This window comes from Comamonas piscis, assembly GCF_014109725.1.
Classification (GTDB): domain Bacteria; phylum Pseudomonadota; class Gammaproteobacteria; order Burkholderiales; family Burkholderiaceae_C; genus Comamonas; species Comamonas piscis.
In genome coordinates this window covers 4789904-4807894 of record NZ_CP058554.1, presented here as the reverse complement: position 1 = coordinate 4807894, position 17991 = coordinate 4789904, and the positions used below count along the sequence as shown (strand labels likewise).

Below are 17991 nucleotides of genomic sequence, written 5' to 3'. Positions count from 1 at the left end.
CTTATCCTTTCAGGCCAGCCAGCGCCCACAGGCAGACCAGCACCCAGGCCAGCACCGTCAGCAGCAGCGGCAGATCGCTGAGCAAGGCATCGGTGGGTGACTCGCCGCCATCGAGCTTCTCGACCACATACCAGTAGCGAAACAGGCCAAACAGAACCAGTGGGATGGACACCACCAGCTGCGGGCGGACGGACATCACAAACATGCTGTAGAAAACCAACGCGCCAGTGGCGGCAATTTCTGCGTAACGCTCCACCAGCGACACCGAGTATTTCTGCAAAACCGCCCGCGCCTCGGTACCCGTATGCAGCAGCTCCTGCCGCCGCTTGAGGGCTGCCAGGTAGAGCGCCAGGCACAAGGTGGTGACAAACATCCACGCGCTGATGGGCACCTGCAGCGCTTGGGCGCCGCCCCAGACCCGCAGCACAAAGCCGATGGCGATCGTGAAAATGTCCAGAACGGGCTGGTGCTTGAGGTAGTAGCTGTAGGCCAGGTTGAGCGCCAGGTAGGCGGCAATCACCTGCAAGACCTGCGGTGCAAACGGCCATGCCGCCAGCAGCAGTGCATACAGCACCACCAGCAGCAGCAGTGCCTGGCGCACGCTGACGAGGCCTGCGGCGAGCGGTCGGCTCAGCGATTTGCGGGGGTGCTTGCGGTCTTGCTCGATATCGCGCAGATCATTGACGATATAGGTGGCCGAAGAGGCGACACAAAACAGCAGCATCGCCAGCAGCGCTTGGCCCACGGCATGGGGGTTGGTGAACGAGCCGGTGAACACCAGCGGCGCCAGCACAAACCCGTTCTTGATCCATTGGCGTGGCCGCATCAGGCGCAGAAGGCCAAGCAGGCGTTGAGAGGGCGAAGCAGTGGTCGCTGGCATGGCGCTACCGTGCCGCACGCAGGCGTTCCATCACGCCAAAGAAGGCGCCTAGCCATAGCAGGATGAAACCCGGCAGGAAGACGGCCGCGTGGCGCTCGACCTCCAGCAGACCATCGCCAAAAACCGAGCTGAAGATGCTGTAGAAACACAGCATGCCGCCTAACCATATGGCATGAGCCCAGAGGCATTGGCGCCCTCGGGGCAGGAGCGCATAGACAAATGCCGCTGCAGCCAGCAAGGCCATGGCAGCGACCATGCTTAAGTACAGCCCCCGAGGCACGCTCACGATGATGGACGATGGCGAGCTGGCATACATGCCTGGAGACAGCTCGCTGGCATGATAAGGGTAGAGCTGCGGGAAAAATCCATAGACCGGCTTGTAAGCTTCCAGGCCAGCGACCAGTGTCTTGGCGATGGTGGCAGGCTGTTTGGCTGCCAGGTTCAGCAACTTCAGGCGGCTGATGCTGGCAACCTCGGGGCAAATATTCTCTTTGAGGCCATGGTTGAACATATGGGCATTGATGCCGGCCATTTGTGCGCATTCGGGGCGCAACCCCAGACTGACTGCTGCCTCTTGCGGATCGCTGGACTGCATCAGCACGCCATAGAAGATGGTATCGATGCGGTTGACACGGTCGATGCCGGCATAGAACTCTTGGCTTTGTGCCGGGCGCAGATGGCTATGGCAGAGGCTGGCGACGACCATGGCGCACAACATCGCAGCGCTGTGCAGGCGGTAGCGCTTGCCATTGAACAGCAGGAACAGGGCAGTCAGCGCGATGGCTAGGTAAAAGTACTGCTGGTTGGAGAAGCCGAGCATGAAGGTCAACACCGCCAATAGCAGCGAGGCCCAGGGGCTGCGCGAGAAAGCATCCATGCGGCAGGCCAGCAGTGCGATGACGACAAACAAAGAGAAGAACAGGCTGCTAAAGACGGGGTAGAGCGACTGGAAGTACAGCAAGGTGCTCATGTCCCACCACAGCAGGACAAAGCAGGCACTGAGAAACAGGCGCAGGCGCATGCTGCGCAGGGCCCACATCAGCGCGGCATAGGCCAGCAGCAGGATGGCCAGTTTGGCGTAGGCCAGGTGCTGGATGGGGAAGGTGTCGCCCACGCTGTGGCCCAGTTTGAGCGCGCTCAGGTAGAGGGTCTCGGCCGTGGGATTGCAGAACTGCCAGAGCCGCTCGTCGTTGTAGTGCAGCTGCCCAACCACCCGATCGGGTGCAGGGCTGTGGAAGGCTTCGGACTGGGCGTCAAAGTTCCAGATGCCGACGCAGCCGGAAGTACGCAGAAAATCGAAGTTATTGGGGTAGCCCAGAACGGGCGCATGCGTGCTGAACGCTACAAAACGGCTGATGCCCAGCAGCAGCAGCACTGCGATAAGCAGCCAGGGCCAGCGGGCGCCATGGCGGTTGGAGACGAAAGCTTGCATGGGCGCTATTGTGCGTTGCCCGCCAGTACTTTCTGCACGATCTGGAAATGGTCCTCAAAAAACTCCGCCTCGCGCGCCCGGATGGCGTCGATGCTGAGCCAGAAGGCTTCTGCCGCATCGTCGTCGGCACGTACCGCCGGCTTGGGGCTGCGCTGCAGATCGAAATAGTGGACGTGGGTGATGGTGCGGCCGCGTTGGCTGCGGTCGGGGTGGTCGAACACGGTGACCGACTGCAGGGCGGCCTGGAGCTGGGGTTCTTCCAGCGCGCAATGGGTTTCCTCCTGCAGCTCGCGCAGGCAGGATTGCCAGAGGTTGTCGCGCGGCTCCACAAAGCCGCCGGGCAGCGCCAGCAGACCTTGGCCCGGCGCATGGCCTCGGCGGATCAGCAGCACCTCGTTTCCGCAGCGCAGCAGTGCATCGACGGTGACAAAGACCGGCGGGTAGGGCGCTGCCGCCCAGGAGGCCTGGTAGCGGCGCAGCATCTGCCACTCGGTTTGCAGTGCGGCGTATTCCGAGGTGGTGCGGAACTGCTGCAGAAACTGCAATGAACTGGCCGGCAGCATGTCTGCAAGAGCGGCCAGGCCATCGGCAGAACCATCACCTGACAAGCCAAAGTAGGCGTCGCGAATAGGGGTGGCATCGATGCTGTTCTGGCGTGGCAGGCTCACCAGCTCCCAGCCGGGGAAGTGGGCCAGGTAGCTGCTGCTGTCATCCTTGAAGTGGCCCACCAGGCCAATGCGAGCGCCCGGCTTGCTGTGGCTGGTGACGGCTTCGCGCACGGCGGTGACCCAGCGCGGTTCGTCGTAGTAATCGCGGATGGGCACAAACACCAGGCGCGCCGCATCGGCCGGGCTGAGCGCTGCGGCAAACATCTGCGCACGTTCTTGCCAGGTAAAGGGGTTCTTGGGGCTGCGCGCCTGCAGGGCGGACCCCAGCACCACCACCACCTTGCTGGCGCGGGCAAGCGCCTGCTGCAGCAAGGCCAGGTGGCCCAGGTGCGGCGGCTGAAAGCGGCCAATCAGGACGGCCAGGTCATAGTGCTCGGTAGCTGCGGTCATGTCTCGGTATCTGGGTGCCAGCGGGTCTGCTGGCTTGGGATTATGCGCTGTGGAGCTGCGCTCAAGGGTAGTAGGCTGCAATCGGCATTTGCCGGCCGGTGCCAAAGGCGCGTGGGCGCAGGCGCAGGATGGGCGGTGCCTGGCGGCGCTTGTACTCACTGCGGTGGACCATGCGCTGCACCTTGGCCACCAATTGCCGGCCAGCCTCGGTCTGCGTCAGCTGTTCGACAAACAGGCGGGCGGCATCGTACTCTTGCGTGGACAGGCGCTGGCCTTCGATGAGGATCTTGAGGACCTCGTCGAGCACCGCATAGGGCGGCAGGCTGTCTTCGTCCTTTTGGTCGGGTGCGAGTTCGGCCGACGGCGGCTTGTCGATGATGGCTTCAGGGATCCGCTCGCGCCCGGCGTAGTCATTGATGTGGCGCGAGAGCGCAAACACCTCCGTTTTGTAAAGATCGCCAATCAGGCCCAGGCCGCCATTGGTGTCGCCATACAGGGTGCAGTAGCCCACGGAGATCTCGGATTTGTTGCCGGTGGTCAGCAGCAGGTGGCCAAAGGCGTTGCTGTACTCCATCAAGATGGTGCCGCGAATGCGGGCCTGCACATTCTCCAGCGGCAGGCCTAGCAAGGGGCTGCCAAAGCTGGCCTCAAACTGCTGCGCATAGCCTTGCACCAGATCGGCAATCGGGTGGGTGTGCAAGGTGATGCCGAGGTTGCGGCACAGCGCCACCGAGTCATCGACCGAACCGCTCGACGAGTAGTGCGATGGCATGGTGATGCCCACCACATTGCTGGGGCCCAGCGCCTCAGCCGCCAGCGCCAGGGTCAGTGCGGAATCGATGCCGCCGGAGCTGCCGACCACCACTTGGCTAAAGCCGCAGCGGCGTGCATAGTCGCGCAGGCCGAGCATGATTTGCTGGCGGTAGAACTCCATCGTTGGCAGGCCTTGCACGGCCGGGGCCGTTGGCAGGGAGCCGCTGGGCAGGCGAAAATTGCCTTGGTCAAAGCCCAGGGTGTAGATGGTTTGCACAAAGCGCGGGGCCTCCCAGACGATGCCGCGCTCGGGCTGCACCGCAAACGATGCGCCATCGAACACGATCTGGTCCTGGCCGCCCACCTGGTTGACATACAGGATTGGCAGCCCATGGCGGCTGGCAGCCTGGCTGAAGATCTGGTGACGCTCCTCGCGCTTGCCCAGGTGGCTGGGGCTGGCATTGATGCTGACGACCACATCGGGCGCGGCATCGGCCATGCGCTCAAACGGGTTGGTGGCGTAGTCCGAGCCGCTGTCGTTCCAGCCGTCCTCGCAGATCAGAAAGCCCACCTGCATCTGGCCGATGCGCAGCACCTTGGCCACATCGCGGCCGGGCTCGAAATGGCGGCGCTCGTCAAAGATGTTGTAGGTGGGCAGCAGCTGCTTGTCGTACTGCAGGCGGATGGCACCGTTGTGCAGCACCAGCAGGCTGTTGTGCAGGCGCTTGCCTGGCCCGGCGCTGCGGGTGGGCGCGCCCAGCACCCAGTGCAACTCGGGCAGTTGCTGGCTCTCTTGCAGCAACCGTGCAATACCGGCATCGACCCGGGCAAGAAAATCGGGCTCATCCAGCAGGTCGCCCGGGTAGTAGGCGGTGAGGGACAGCTCGGCAAACACCACCAGCTGCGCGCCATCGTTCTGCGCCTGGCGAGCGGCCGCCACCATCTGGTCGATATTGCCATCCATGTCGCCCACTGTCAGGTTCAGCTGGGCCAGGGTGATGTTGAGCATGGCAGCCCCTTAACGGTTGACGTGAAAGACTTGCTTGAGGTAGGCCAGGTAGGTCTCGTCGTCGCACAGGGTCTTGCCTGGGCTGTCGCTGAGCTTGGCCACCGGTTGGCCATTGGCGTGGGTGAGCTTCATGACGATGTTGAGCTGTTTGAGGCCCATGTCATTGGCCAGCTGGGTGCCAATGCCAAAGCCGCACTGGATGCGATCGGCAAAGTGCTGGTAGAGCGCCAGTGCCGTGTCCAGGGTCAGGCCATCGGAGAACACCAGGCGTTTGGCATGTGCATTGATGCGCAGCTTGGCGTAATGCGCCAGCGCCTTCTCGCCCCATTCATAAGGGTCGCCCGAGTCATGGCGCAGGCCATCAAACAGCTTGGCGAAGTACATGTCGAAATCGGCCAGGAAGGCATCCATGCCCACGGTGTCGGTCAGCGCAATGCCCAGATCGCCCCGGTACTCTTGCACCCAGTCCTCCAGCGCGGCAATCTGGAAATCGCGCAGGCGCACGCCATGGGCCTGGTAGCTTTGCAGGTACTCATGGGCCATGGTGCCGATGGGCACCAGGTTCAAATCGCGGGCCAGCAGCACATTGGAGGTGCCCTTGAACCATTGCGCCGTCTGCGTCGCAAAGGCCTGCACCACTTCGCGCTGCCAGGGCGCAGAGAAGCGCCGGCGCACGCCAAAGTCAAACAGCTCAAAGGGGTGGCGGTGCTTGGCCTCTTGCGCCAGCTCTTGCAGCCGCACGATTTTTGCACCCAGGCGCTTGCGCCCCTCGGTCAGCGCGCTGGCCTGGTCAAAGCGGCGGAAGTACAGCTCATTGACGATGGAGAGCACAAAAATCTCGAAGCCCATCACATGCACCTGGGGGCCATGGGCGACGATATGCAAACCATCGCCATCGGGTTCCACCTCGATGAAATCGCGCTGGAACTGGAAGATGCGCAAAAAGTCGATGAAGTCGCTTTTCATGAAGCGCAGGCTGGCGAGGTAGTCGAGTTCGTCCTTCTTGAACTTGAGCGCGCACAGCGCATCGATCTCGGCGCGGACCTCGGCCAGCAGGTCTACCAGCGGAAACTCGGTCTGCGAGCGGCAGACAAAGCGGTAGGTGGACTGGGTCTGGGGATGGCGATGCAGCATGGCCTGCCACATCGTGAATTTGTACAGATCGGTGTCGAGCAGGCTGGTGATGATGGGCTGCATGCGGCGTCTTTCTCTATCAACAATGAGAGCTGCCAGCGCTGATTCATCAAGCGCTGGTGGGCAAAATATTTATAAGTTGAAAGCAGTGCTGGTGCAGCAGCGTACTCCGATGGCGCGCATCTGCTGCAAAAAGGTTTCTTGTGCCGCTTCAAAGCCGGCGACGGGGCTGATGCAATCGGTCAACAGCACGATGCGCGAGAAATCCTCTGCACCCCAGAGCGGTGCGATGTGCTGCACGATGTGCTCGGTGGTGGCACGCACGCAGTGGCTGCCCGCTTCACCGGCAATCACCAGGGTATCGGCCTGCGCCAGCTGCTGGAGCAGGGCGGTATTGAGGCCGGTGTCCGCATCCTGCGGATCGGGCACCTCGGCGCAGATGGCGCTGTAGTGTTCGGTGTAGGGGTTCATGCCCTTGAACACATGCTTGACTGCGCGCTGGCGCTGGCTTTGCCATTGGCGGCAGGCGTTCAGCACATCGGCATGCACGCCATGGCCGATGCTGCCGATCTCGCAGTGCAGCGGCCAGACCATCAAGGTGTAGCGGCCCTGGGCTTCCAGCGCATCCAGGTAGGCAAGGCTTCGGTCCTGCTCGTCCGGGTTGCGCGGCCTGAAGCTTCCGTCGCGCAGCTGCGCGGCAGTGATGGCGGTAAAAGGCTGCACCGGGCTGCTATCGCCTTGCTCCCAGAAGGCGGGGTGGGCAATGTCATAGCTCTGGTGGGAGTCGAGGGTGACGGTGATGCCATCCAGCTGCAGGCTTTGGCGCGCTATCCATTGCGCCAGGCGCTGCATGTCGGCATGCGCGCCTGCGACTGGCAGGCTGGGTGCATAAGGGGTGGTGGCTGCGGCGCTAGTCGGGCGCCAGTTGGGTGGTAGATCGCAAAAGTCGTTTTGCGGGTCGATGATGAGCAGCTGTGTGCGTTGGCGCATGTCTTTCTCCTTCGATGGATTGCAGTCTAGCGTAGTTAAAATATTTTTGCAACTAACTTAAGCGAATGCTGGAAAATCTTGTTAGAAGTGGCAGTGCTATTTGAATAATGAGGTCAGCAAAGGCATACTGCCACCATGAAAGTTACTTGGTACAGAAATGATGCAAAGTGAAGCCACCCACGCCCAGGTGCTGACCACCGTGGATGTGGTGGTGCTGACCTTGGTGGAGGGCGTGCTGAGCGTCGTGCTGCTACAGCGGGAGCGTGCACCGTATGTTGGGGTCTGGGCCTTGCCGGGTGGCTATATCCATGCGCAAGAGGACGCTGATGCCCAGGCCAGTGCTGCGCGCGTGCTGCGCAGCAAGGCGGGGATCGAAGGCGCTTATCTGGAACAACTGGCGACCTTCAGCGGCCCGGCGCGCGATCCGCGTGGCTGGTCGGTCGCCATCAGCTACTGCGCGCTGATCCCGCAGCAACTGCTGCCCGCACCAAGGTCGGGCCTGAAGATTGTGCCTGTCAGCGCCGTCGGCCAACTGCCGTTTGACCATGGGCAGATCCTGCAGGCGGCACTGGGCCGCGTGCGCAGCAAGAGCCAGTACTCCTCGCTGCCGGTGTATTTTTTGGGTGAGAGCTTTAGCTTGCCACAACTGCAGCAGGTCTATGAAAGCATTCTGGGCGAGCCTGTGAACAAGGTGAGCTTTCGCCGCAAGATGGATGAGCTGGGCATGCTGGAGCCCGTGCCGGGCGCCATGCAGGCAGGTGGCGCGCATCGGCCAGCGCAGCTGTACCGGGTTCGGCCGGAATTTAGGCAGCAGCTGGCGCTGAGTGCGAGAGGGCTGTGATGTGGAGGATCGCGCAATAAAAAATCCGCCTGGATTGCTCCAGGCGGATTCCAGACGGACAGGAAGATTTACTTCAAGCCAGCTGCAGCGCGTAACAGTGCTGCCTTGTCGGTTCGCTCCCACGTGAACTCAGGCTCTTCGCGGCCAAAGTGGCCATAAGCTGCCGTCTTGCTGTAGATCGGGCGCAGCAGGTCCAGCATCTGGATGATGCCCTTGGGGCGCAGGTCGAAGTGCGCGGCCACCAGCTTGGCGATCTCGGCATCGGGGATCACGCCGGTGCCTTCGGTGTAGACGGTGATGTTCATCGGGCGGGCCACGCCAATCGCGTAGGCTACCTGCACCTGGCACTGGCGTGCCAGACCGGCGGCGACCACGTTCTTGGCGACGTAGCGGGCGGCGTAAGCGGCAGAGCGGTCCACCTTGGTTGGATCCTTGCCGGAGAAGGCACCGCCGCCGTGGGGGCAGGCACCGCCGTAGGTGTCCACAATGATTTTGCGGCCGGTGAGGCCACAGTCACCCTGCGGGCCGCCGACGACAAAGCGGCCAGTGGGGTTGATCAGGTACTTGGTGTCCTGCAGCCATTCCGATGGCAGCACCGGCTTGATGATTTCTTCGATGATGGCTTCGGTGAAGCTGGCCTTCATCTTGGTAGCGCTCTCCGACTGGTCGGGGCTGTGCTGGGTAGACAGCACCACGGTGTCGATGCTGTGGGGCTTGCCATCGACATAGCGCAGAGTGACCTGGCTCTTGGCATCCGGGCGCAGGAAAGGCAGACGGCCATCCTTGCGCAGCTGGGCCTGGCGCTCCATCAGACGGTGGGCGTAATAGATGGGCGCGGGCATCAGCTCGGGGGTTTCGTCGCAGGCGTAGCCAAACATCAGACCCTGGTCACCGGCACCGGTGTTCAGCTCGTCATCGCTGGCCTTGTCCACGCCCTGGGCGATGTCCTGGCTTTGCTTGTCATAGGCCACCAGCACGGCGCAGCCCTTGTAATCGATGCCGTAGTCGGTGTTGTCGTAGCCGATGCGCTTGATGGTGTCGCGGGCCACCTGGATGTAGTCCACGTTGGCGCCGGTGGTGATTTCACCCGCCAATACCACCAAACCAGTGTTGGTCAGTGTCTCGGCTGCCACGCGGCTGTGCGGATCTTGGGTGAAAATAGCGTCCAAAATCGCATCAGAGATCTGGTCGGCTACTTTATCGGGATGGCCTTCGGAGACTGATTCCGAGGTGAACAGAAAATCGCTGTTTGCCATAAACAAAAACTCCTTCATTAACTGGGGCAATGGCGTTGCCCGAGCCTTGAAGGAGCCTGGCGAACGCTTTAGCAGTTTGTTTTTTAACGTCGCCCTGCAAGTTGCTCTTTAATTCAGCGACCCACATATTCTAATGCCTTTCTTGTTTCGACTCTTTGCTGCGCTGCCGTTGTGGCTATTGCATTGCCTGGGCGCTGGCCTGGGCTGGCTCACCTTCGCCGCCTCGCCAACTTACCGTAGGCGCTTTTTGGCCAATGCCCGGCAGGCGGGCTATTCCTTTGCCGATGTCAAAAAGGCGGTGGCCCACACCGGCCGCATGGTGGCCGAGGTGCCGCGCCTGTGGTTTGGCGCGCCGCTGCCTTGCGAGATCCATGGCGCTGAAGTCATCGAGCAGGCGCTGGCCGACGGCAAGGGCATTGTTTTTTTGACGCCGCATATGGGCTGTTTTGAGCTCTCGGCCCAGTACATGGCGCGGCGCTGGGGTGTCGTGCATGGCCCCATCACCGTGCTCTACCGCCCAGCGCGCCAGGCTTGGTTGGCCAAGCTGATGGAAACGGCGCGTGCACGGCCCGGGCTGGCATCGGCACCGACGACGATGGCGGGGGTGCGGCAGATGATCAAGGCCCTGCGCCAAGGCCATAGCGTGGGGCTGCTGCCCGACCAGGTACCGCCCGATGGGCAGGGCCTGTGGGTGCCGTTTTTTGGCAAGCCGGCCTACTCGATGACCTTGGCCGCCAAGTTGGCCCAGCAGACGGGTGCGGCTGTTATATTGGCGCGCTGCGTGCGCAGGCCACTGGGCCGGGGTTTTGATCTGTATGTGCGCGGCCTGCAAGCGCCGCTGGCTGCCGAGGCGGAGGCTGCCGTCTTGCAGATCAACCAGGAAATGGAGCGACTGATCCGCGAGAGCCCTGAGCAGTACCTCTGGGGTTATGCGCGCTACAAGCAGCCGCGCAGCCTCGCTGCCGCTCCTTCAGAAGGTCAAAAGCATGGGTAAGTTGTTTATCGGGTGGATGTGGCTGATGTCGCACCTGCCCTTGTCGGTATTGCGCGGCCTGGGCTGGTTGATGGGCCGCGTGCTGTTTTATCTGGTGCCATCGCGCCGCCGCATTGCGCTGCGCAATCTGGAGCTGTGCTTTCCCGAAGCGAGTGAGGCGCAGCGCCTGGCCTGGGCCAAGGAAAGCTTTGTGGTGTTTTGCCAAACTTGGCTGGACCGCAGCTGGCTGTGGTTTGCACCGCAAAAGACCTTGGAAAAGCGCACCCGCATGACGGGCGCTTTGCAGGAACTGGAGGGCGATACCCCGACCATCATTTTTGCACCGCATTTCTACAGCATGGATGCGGGTGGCACGGCGCTGACCATCTACTGCAGCCGGCCGTTTACCTCCATCTTCTCGACCCAGCCAAACGCCGATATCGACGCCTGGATCCGCAAGGGCCGCCAGCGTTTTGGCGATGTGCGCATGCTCAACCGCGATGACGGCATCAAACCCATCATTGCGAGCCTGCGCAAGGACAAGGGGCTGCTGTACCTGCTGCCCGATATGGACTTTGGCCCGAATGATTCGCTGTTTGTGCCGTACTTTGGCCAGGTTGCTGCCACCATCCCCTCGCTGTCGCGCTTTGCCCGGCTGGGCAAGGCCAAGGTGATTGGCATGTACACCCGGCTGACGCCGGAGGGCTATGAGGTCACCATCTCGCCGGCCTGGCAGGATTTCCCCAGCGACGATGTGGTGGCCGACACCACACGCCAGAACCGCGAGCTGGAAGCCCAGATCCGCCGCATGGTGCCGCAGTACTACTGGGTCCACAAGCGCTTCAAGACCCGGCCCGGAGGTCAGCCCTCGCTCTATTCATAAAGCACAAAGGCCCTGTCGGGCCTCTGTTGTCGCATGCCTTGGCTGGCGCTTCGGCAGTTTATTGTTCGTCCGACGCGGCTTCTGGCGCTTCCGGCGCTGCAGCGGCGCCTTCAGGGCTGACCAGGCCTTCCGGGTGCGACCAACGCCACAGCAGCTGGGCCACCTGGTCCACATTCTGCTTTTTCAGCGCGCTGAACAGCATCACCTCACCGCCACCGGCATTGAGCTTGGTGATGGACAGGATCTTGGCCTGCTCGACACGCGTCAGCTTGTCGGCCTTGGTGAGCAAAATCAGGAACTTCAGGCCTTGCTCCACCCGGGGGCGGATGATGTCGAGCAGGGCTTCGTCCAGCTCGGTCAGGCCCAGGCGCGGGTCGCAGAGCAGCACGATACCGGTCAAGCTCTGGCGGCTCACCAGGTAGTTCACCATCACCTGCTGCCAGCGTTTCTTGTCCTCGCGCGACACGGCCGCATAGCCGTAGCCAGGCAAATCGGCCAAAACGGCATCGGTCACGCCCTTTTTGCCCAGCGAGAACAGGTTGATGTGCTGGGTGCGGCCAGGCCTTTTGGAGGCAAAGGCGAGCTGGTTCTGCTGGGTGAGGGTATTGATCGAGGTGGACTTGCCCGCATTGGAGCGGCCGACAAAGGCAAACTCAGGCACATCGACGACGGGCAGTTGGTGCAGCTGTGCAGCGGTGGTCAGAAAGCGGGCGGTGTGCATCCAGCCCATAGCCGCCTTGCCATCGATACCAGGGCTTGGTGTGTCTGCAACGGCTTGGGGGGTACTAGGTGTTGTCGTCATGTGCATTTGAATCTATCTAAGGCATCATTGTAGAATCCGGCCGGTTTGGCCTTATACCTATAAACCAGACAAAGACCCACGATATGAAGTTGATCGCCCCTTTGCTGACAACGGCTGTACTGGCTTTTTCTTCTGTTTCTGTGTATTCGGCGACCGATGCGCCCGCCCGATCCGCCAAGCCGGACCTAGTCAAGGGCGAGGCCAGCTACACCGCCGTGTGCGTGGCCTGCCACAACGCAGACGGCAATGCCTCGATCGCCATCAACCCCAAATTGTCCCAGCAGCACCCCGAGTATTTGCTCAAGCAGCTGCAGGAGTTCAAATCCGGCAAGCGCAAGGACCCGGTGATGCAGGGCATGGTGGCCGGGCTGTCGGATGCAGACATGCTGAACATCTCCGCCTGGTTGGCCAGCAAGCCCGGCAAACTGGGCTTTGCCAAGGACAAGGAGGCCGTGGCCCTGGGCGAGCGCATCTACCGAGGTGGCCTGCCTGATCGCCAGATTGCCGCCTGCGCAGGCTGCCACAGCCCCAACGGCGCCGGCATTCCCGCCCAGTACCCGCGCCTGTCCGGCCAGAATGCCGATTACGTCAGCAAGACCTTGCATGATTTCCGCGATGGCAAGCGCGGCAACAGCCTGCAGATGACCGGCGTGACAGCCAAGATGAACGACAAGGAAATCAAGGCCGTATCAGACTACATTGCGGGCCTGCGCTAGGCCAAGGTCGTTGGGCCTGCCCCCGCGCCAAGACATTGACTGCGCTGCGGGGCATTTCAGTGGCCCACGGGCTATCCCTAGGTAGGCCGACTAAACTTACGCGTTCTGCGAACTTGTACCCAGGTGGTGACTCCATGGGGTGCGGACTGGCAGCGCAGCAGCGGCCCCGCCCCTGCCTTTCACCGATAGCGTCGTACCATGTCTGAATCTTCCCCCCCGCAAACGCAGCTACAGCCCCAACTGGCCACCCGCGCCGTGTATGAGATGCTGTCGTCGATGCGCTTTGCGATTGCGCTGCTGTCCATCATCTGCATCGCATCGGTCATCGGCACGGTGTTGCGCCAGCACGAGCCGGCCGTTAATTACGTCAACCAGTTCGGTCCCTTCTGGTCGCAGCTGTTTCTGGCTCTCAAGCTCAATGCGGTCTACAGCGCCTGGTGGTTTTTGCTGATCCTGGCGTTTTTGGTGACCAGCACCAGCCTGTGCATTGCCAAGCATGCGCCCAAGTACTTGGCAGATTTGCGCCAGTACAAGGAAAACCTGCGGGTGCAGAGCCTGCAAGCCTTTCACCACCAGGCCAGTGCCCATTTGGCGGAAACGCCAGCCCAGGCCGCCCAGCGGGTCGGCACGCAACTGGCGGGCAGCGGCTGGAAGGTGCGGCTGCAGGAGCGCAGCGACGGCTGGATGGTGGCGGCCAAGGCAGGCGCCGCCCACAAAATTGGTTACCTGGCGGCGCACAGCGCCATTGTGCTGATTTGCCTGGGTGGTTTGCTGGATGGTGATTTGGTGGTGCGCGCGCAAATGCTGCTGGGCGGTAAAACGACATACACCGGCGGCGGCATGATTGCCGATGTGCCCGAGCAGCACCGTTTGCCTGCCAACAACCCCACCTTCCGTGGCAACCTGATCGTGGCGGAGGGCGCGCAGTCGGGCACCGCCATCCTCAACCAGTCGGACGGCATCCTGCTGCAGGATTTGCCGTTCACGGTGGAGCTGAAGAAATTCATCGTCGAGTACTACTCGACCGGCATGCCCCGGCTGTTTGCCAGCGAGGTGGTGCTGCATGACAAGCAGACCGGTGCATCGGTCGAGAAGCGCATCGAGGTCAACCATCCCGCCAGCTACCAGGGCATCGAGATTTACCAATCGAGCTTTGAGGACGGCGGCTCGCGCCTGCAACTGCGCGCCGTACCGCTGGATGTGGGCATCAAGAGCTTTGAAGTGCAAGGCGAAGTGGGTGCCTCTACCCAGATCAAGCTGGGCGATGGCCAGCCGCCGCTGGAGATGGAGTTCACTGGCCTGCGCACCATCAATGTGGAGAACATGGGCGGCAACCCGGGTGATGCCGCGCAGGGCGCGACCGATGTGCGCAAGGTGGACCTGAGATCCAGCTTGGACAACCACCTGGGCGCCGGCAACAAGGTGCTGACGCCCCGCGACCTGCGCAATGTGGGCCCGAGCGTGAGCTACAAACTCCGCGATGCTTCCGGCCAAGCGCGGGAATTCAACAACTACATGCTGCCTGTCGACATGGGCGATGGCCAGCCGGTCTACCTCTGGGGCGTGCGCGAGACCCTGGCCGACCAGTTTCGCTACCTGCGCATTCCCGCCGATGACCAGTCCAGCTACCGGGGCTTTTTGCGCCTGAAAGCCGCGCTGCAGACGCCTGCGATGCGCGATCGGGCTGTGCAGCAGTATGTGGCAGGTGCGGTGGAGGCGAGCCGCCCGGCGCTGCGCGAGCAGCTCTATGCCTCGGCCCTTAAAGCCTTGGTGATTTTTGCCGGCGATGGACAGCCTGGTGCGGATAAGGTCACCGGCTTGCAGGCGATTTCGGCCTTCATGGAGCAAAATGTGCCGGAGGCTGAGCGGGCCAAGGCGGGTGAGGTGCTGGTGCGTATCCTGAACGGCGTGCTGTTTGAGCTGATGCAGGTGGCGCGGGCCGATGAGGGCCTGGCGCCGCTGGAGCCCAGCGAGCAGACCCAGCGCTTCATGACCCAGTCGGTCTTGTCCCTCAGCGATGCGCTGCTGTACCCGGAGCCGCTGGTGTTTGAGCTGACCCAGTTTGACCAGGTGCAGGCCAGCGTGTTCCAGGTGGCCAAGGCACCAGGTAAATTGGTCGTGTACCTGGGCTGTTTGTTTTTGATTCTGGGCGTGTTTGCAATGCTTTATGTGCGCGACCGGCGCCTGTGGGTCTGGCTGGCGCCGCGCGCCGATGGCAGCGCCGATGCGCGCATGGCCTTGTCGACCAACCGCCGCACCCTGGATGTGGACCGAGATTTTGAAGGCCTGAGCCAAAAGCTTCTGGGCACCAGCCCCAGCGGAGAACAACGATGAATACTGCGTCAACCCATCTGCAACCTGGCACAACGGGTACCGTGGTCCAGACGGTGGAGCTCAATCCCGGGTACTTCAGCAGCCGCTCGGTGCTGGACTGGCTGTTTGCGCTCGCGCTGGCCATCGGCGGCGGCTTTGCGCTGTTTCTGTATGGCCACCATATGGATGGCTACGAAAAAGGCATCCTGATCGCATCGGTGCCATTTTTCATCTGGCTGGGCTGGTTCTGGCGGCCGCTGCAGTTGCTGATGGTGGTGGTGACTGCGCTGTCGCTGTTGGCGATAGTGCTGTACCGGGTGGATGGGGCGGGCCAGATTGCACGCTCCGAGACGGTGTTTGGCCTCAAGTACTTTCTCTCCAGCCAGTCGGCCATTCTGTGGATGAGCCTGCTGTTCTTCATGAGCACGGTGTTTTACTGGATTGGCCTGCTCTCCAAGGGCGAAGGCTCTGCATTGTCCGTGGTGGGCACCCGCCTGACCTGGCTGGCGATTGTGATGGCCCTGGTGGGTACGATGGCGCGCTGGTACGAAAGCTACCTGATGGGGCCGGACATTGGCCATATCCCCGTCAGCAACCTGTATGAAGTGTTTGTGCTGTTTGGCTGGATGACGGCGCTGTTTTACCTGTACTTTGAAGCGCACTACCAGACCCGGGCGCTGGGCGGTTTTGTGATGCTGGTGGTCAGCGCCTCGGTGGGCTTTTTGCTGTGGTACACCGTCGCGCGCCAGGCCCATGAGATCCAACCACTGGTACCTGCCCTGCAAAGCTGGTGGATGAAGCTGCATGTACCGGCCAACTTTGTCGGCTACGGCACCTTTGCGCTGGCCGCCATGGTGGCGCTGGCCTACCTGCTGAAGGCCGCGACACAGCGGGCGTTGTGGATCGGCTTGGTGCTTGTGCCCATGCTGGTCCTGGTGCTGCCGCTGGTGGCCTTCCGCATCTGGGGCGATGAAAGCCTCTACCCCTCGCTCGACAAGACCCTGCGCATGGCCTTGCCGCTGGAGCTGTTCTTTGGCCTGATGATTGTGCTGCGCAGCTGGATCAACCGGGGCACGCCGCGCCTGCAGATCATGGATGACCTGATGTACAAGGCCATCGCGGTGGGCTTTGCGTTTTTCACGATCGCCACCGTGCTCGGCGCGCTGTGGGCGGCCGAGGCCTGGGGCGGTTACTGGAGCTGGGACCCCAAGGAAACCTGGGCGCTGATTGTGTGGCTGAACTATGCCGCCTGGCTGCACATGCGCCTGGTCAAAGGCTTGCGCGGCACTGTCTCTGCCTGGTGGTCCCTCGTCGGCCTGGTGGTAACCACCTTCGCCTTCCTGGGCGTGAACATGTTCCTCTCCGGCCTGCACAGCTACGGCACTTTGTAAGGTGCCGGCCCAGCGCGTCACTGCGGCCGTTGGGGTACCGCTGAGATCATCTGCTTCGGCAGCTGGTAGTTCTGGTTGTCCATTACATCGATACCGCACATCAGGTGGTCCAGCCAGTCAAAGAACTGGGCAATGGCCGGGCCCATGATGGGCGCGCCGTGCTGGGGGGCAATCAGCGAAATATCGAGCTGGCGCGCCATGGCCACCCACAGGCGCAGCACCTTGTTGGACACCATGTAACGTCGGTGAAAGCCTTCCATGCGCGCGATATGTGGCGCCAAGTCCGTCACCGGCGTGCGGGCGATATAGCCATCGGTCATCGATACGCCCAGATCCCCGGTGAAGAGAATGCGGCTGATCGGGTCGTAGAAGTGGAAGTTGCCTTCGGCATGCAGAAAATGCGCCGGCAGGATGTGCAGCTGGCTTTGGCCCAAGGGCAGGATGCCACCGGCGTCATGCACGGGAATGACGCGGTTCTCCGTTTTGCCCACCTTGGTGAAATGCGGCACGAAGCGCTCCCAGACCCGGGAGATCACCAAGGACGCGCGGGTGGAGGTGAGCCAGCGGTCCAGCGAGGCGATGATGTCCGGGTCGGCATGGGACGCAATCAGGTAGGACAGCTTGTGCGGCGAGAAATAGCGCACCATGCCCATGTACAGCTCGTTGAAGGCGAGGTTGCCGCCCGGATCGATGATGGCGCCGGTGCCATGGTCCACGATCAGGAACTGGTTGGCCTGCACGGCCTGCGCATCCTCTTCCACCAGGTCGGTGAACATCAGACAAGCATGCTGCTCGTCACGGTACAGTTCCACAGGTTCCAACGCCATCGCTTACGCCCACTAATCAATTGCAACGGGCGTGACTGTAACGGGGTGTAGTGGAATGGACCTTGAGATGGATCAAGTCCGCAGGTTTGCCTGCAGACGAGCTTGTCGCGAGAGGCTAAGGCTTTGCAGGTTGAATGGCTGACGACGGCTGAAGTTGGGGCTCGGGCCGATCAGGCGCGCTCGGGTCCAGCGTTTGGGGCAAGGTGGCCCTGTTGGCTGCTGCCGGATCGGTGGGCAGGTACAGCGGTCCGCGCTGGCCGCAAGCAGCCAAGAGTGCCGCACCGGTGGCAAGGACAATGGTCCTGCATACAATTTGGTAAATACTCCACATTGAAGCATTGTAATGAACGAACTCGAATACCTGGATGCGGCAGAACAACTCTTGCTGGCGGTTGAACAAACCTGTGACCGCATCAACGATGAGACGGATGCCGATATCGACGCCCAGCGCGTGGGCGGCCTGCTGACCTTGACCTTTGCCAACCGCAGCCAGATCATCATCAACCTGCAACCACCACTGCACGAGGTGTGGCTGGCCGCCAAGTCCGGTGGCTACCACTATAAATTTGACGGCAGCGTGTGGCGCGACACCAAGACCGGCAACGATTTCTTTGCCGACCTGACCCGGGATGCCGGTGTGCAGTCGGGTCTAGCGCTGGTTTTCCAAGCCTGAAGCCGCATCGACCCCTAGGGATGCGCTGCAAAACCCTCGCCAAGCGGGATGGACGCGGAT

17 protein-coding genes are annotated in these 17991 nt (G+C 62.0%); 7 read left to right on the top strand and 10 right to left on the bottom strand.

Translation table 11 applies throughout. The features are described from left to right. Position 1: 1 nt before the first annotated feature. The 6 genes from HS961_RS21710 to HS961_RS21685 all read right to left on the bottom strand — a co-directional run bounded on the left by HS961_RS21710 (position 2) and on the right by HS961_RS21685 (position 7256). Positions 2-880, bottom strand: coding sequence for a decaprenyl-phosphate phosphoribosyltransferase (locus HS961_RS21710; protein WP_182325510.1), 879 nt, complete (start codon positions 878-880; stop codon positions 2-4). Positions 881-884: 4 nt separating this feature from the next. Continuing rightward, positions 885-2312 carry a hypothetical protein gene (locus HS961_RS21705; RefSeq protein WP_182325509.1) on the bottom strand — a complete coding sequence of 476 codons (1428 nt, stop codon included), beginning with the start codon at positions 2310-2312 and terminating at the stop codon, positions 885-887. Positions 2313-2317: 5 nt separating this feature from the next. Further along, positions 2318-3370 (bottom strand): bifunctional nicotinamide-nucleotide adenylyltransferase/Nudix hydroxylase, encoded by a 1053-nt coding sequence (locus HS961_RS21700; protein WP_182325508.1) that lies wholly within the window; start codon positions 3368-3370, stop codon positions 2318-2320. 61 nt (positions 3371-3431) lie between these two features. After that, entirely contained in the window at positions 3432-5132 is a 1701-nt protein-coding gene (locus tag HS961_RS21695; RefSeq protein WP_182325507.1) for an NAD+ synthase, read from the bottom strand. A gap of 9 nt (positions 5133-5141) precedes the next feature. Next, on the bottom strand, positions 5142-6329 hold the full coding sequence (gene pncB / locus HS961_RS21690) for a nicotinate phosphoribosyltransferase (protein ID WP_182325506.1): 1188 nt from the start codon (positions 6327-6329) through the stop codon (positions 5142-5144). A gap of 69 nt (positions 6330-6398) precedes the next feature. Beyond that, positions 6399-7256 (bottom strand): cysteine hydrolase, encoded by an 858-nt coding sequence (locus tag HS961_RS21685; RefSeq protein ID WP_182325505.1) that lies wholly within the window; start codon positions 7254-7256, stop codon positions 6399-6401. Positions 7257-7416: 160 nt separating this feature from the next. Here HS961_RS21685 and HS961_RS21680 point away from each other — a divergent pair, with 160 nt between their 5' ends. Further along, the gene (locus HS961_RS21680; protein ID WP_182325504.1) at positions 7417-8097 is read left to right on the top strand and encodes an NUDIX hydrolase; all 681 of its coding nucleotides are present in this window, start codon (positions 7417-7419) and stop codon (positions 8095-8097) included. 68 nt (positions 8098-8165) lie between these two features. Here the strand turns inward: HS961_RS21680 and metK are convergent, their stop codons facing one another. After that, positions 8166-9353: a methionine adenosyltransferase gene (gene metK, locus HS961_RS21675; RefSeq protein WP_182325503.1), complete on the bottom strand. Its 1188-nt coding sequence runs from the start codon at positions 9351-9353 to the stop codon at positions 8166-8168. Positions 9354-9486: 133 nt separating this feature from the next. On the opposite strand from metK, the gene HS961_RS21670 reads away from it, so the two are divergent. Both HS961_RS21670 and HS961_RS21665 read left to right on the top strand, forming a co-directional pair. Further along, entirely contained in the window at positions 9487-10347 is an 861-nt protein-coding gene (locus tag HS961_RS21670) for a lysophospholipid acyltransferase family protein (protein ID WP_182325502.1), read from the top strand. Next, the gene (locus HS961_RS21665; RefSeq protein WP_182325501.1) at positions 10340-11209 is read left to right on the top strand and encodes a lysophospholipid acyltransferase family protein; all 870 of its coding nucleotides are present in this window, start codon (positions 10340-10342) and stop codon (positions 11207-11209) included. Before HS961_RS21670 ends, HS961_RS21665 begins: the two co-directional genes overlap by 8 nt. A 58-nt stretch (positions 11210-11267) precedes the next feature. Here HS961_RS21665 and yihA read toward each other — a convergent pair whose 3' ends face one another. Beyond that, complete coding sequence (gene yihA / locus HS961_RS21660) at positions 11268-12011, bottom strand: ribosome biogenesis GTP-binding protein YihA/YsxC (protein WP_182325500.1); 744 nt, start codon at positions 12009-12011, stop codon at positions 11268-11270. 83 nt (positions 12012-12094) lie between these two features. Between yihA and HS961_RS21655 the strand changes: the two genes are divergently transcribed. From HS961_RS21655 to ccsB, 3 genes are all read left to right on the top strand, one after another. After that, positions 12095-12727, top strand: coding sequence for a c-type cytochrome (locus HS961_RS21655; protein ID WP_182325499.1), 633 nt, complete (start codon positions 12095-12097; stop codon positions 12725-12727). Between the two features lie 198 nt (positions 12728-12925). Continuing rightward, positions 12926-15061: a cytochrome c biogenesis protein ResB gene (locus HS961_RS21650; RefSeq protein ID WP_182325498.1), complete on the top strand. Its 2136-nt coding sequence runs from the start codon at positions 12926-12928 to the stop codon at positions 15059-15061. Further along, complete coding sequence (ccsB, locus tag HS961_RS21645) at positions 15058-16431, top strand: c-type cytochrome biogenesis protein CcsB (RefSeq protein WP_182325497.1); 1374 nt, start codon at positions 15058-15060, stop codon at positions 16429-16431. The genes HS961_RS21650 and ccsB overlap by 4 nt, the downstream gene beginning before the upstream one ends. 17 nt (positions 16432-16448) lie before the next feature. Here ccsB and HS961_RS21640 read toward each other — a convergent pair whose 3' ends face one another. Together HS961_RS21640 and lptM are read right to left on the bottom strand one after the other, a co-directional pair. Continuing rightward, positions 16449-17258 (bottom strand): MBL fold metallo-hydrolase, encoded by an 810-nt coding sequence (locus tag HS961_RS21640; protein ID WP_182325496.1) that lies wholly within the window; start codon positions 17256-17258, stop codon positions 16449-16451. 115 nt (positions 17259-17373) lie between these two features. After that, complete coding sequence (gene lptM, locus HS961_RS21635; RefSeq protein ID WP_182325495.1) at positions 17374-17589, bottom strand: LPS translocon maturation chaperone LptM; 216 nt, start codon at positions 17587-17589, stop codon at positions 17374-17376. A 12-nt stretch (positions 17590-17601) separates the two neighbouring features. Between lptM and cyaY the strand changes: the two genes are divergently transcribed. After that, positions 17602-17931: an iron donor protein CyaY gene (gene cyaY, locus HS961_RS21630; protein WP_182325494.1), complete on the top strand. Its 330-nt coding sequence runs from the start codon at positions 17602-17604 to the stop codon at positions 17929-17931. Positions 17932-17991: the final 60 nt, after the last annotated feature.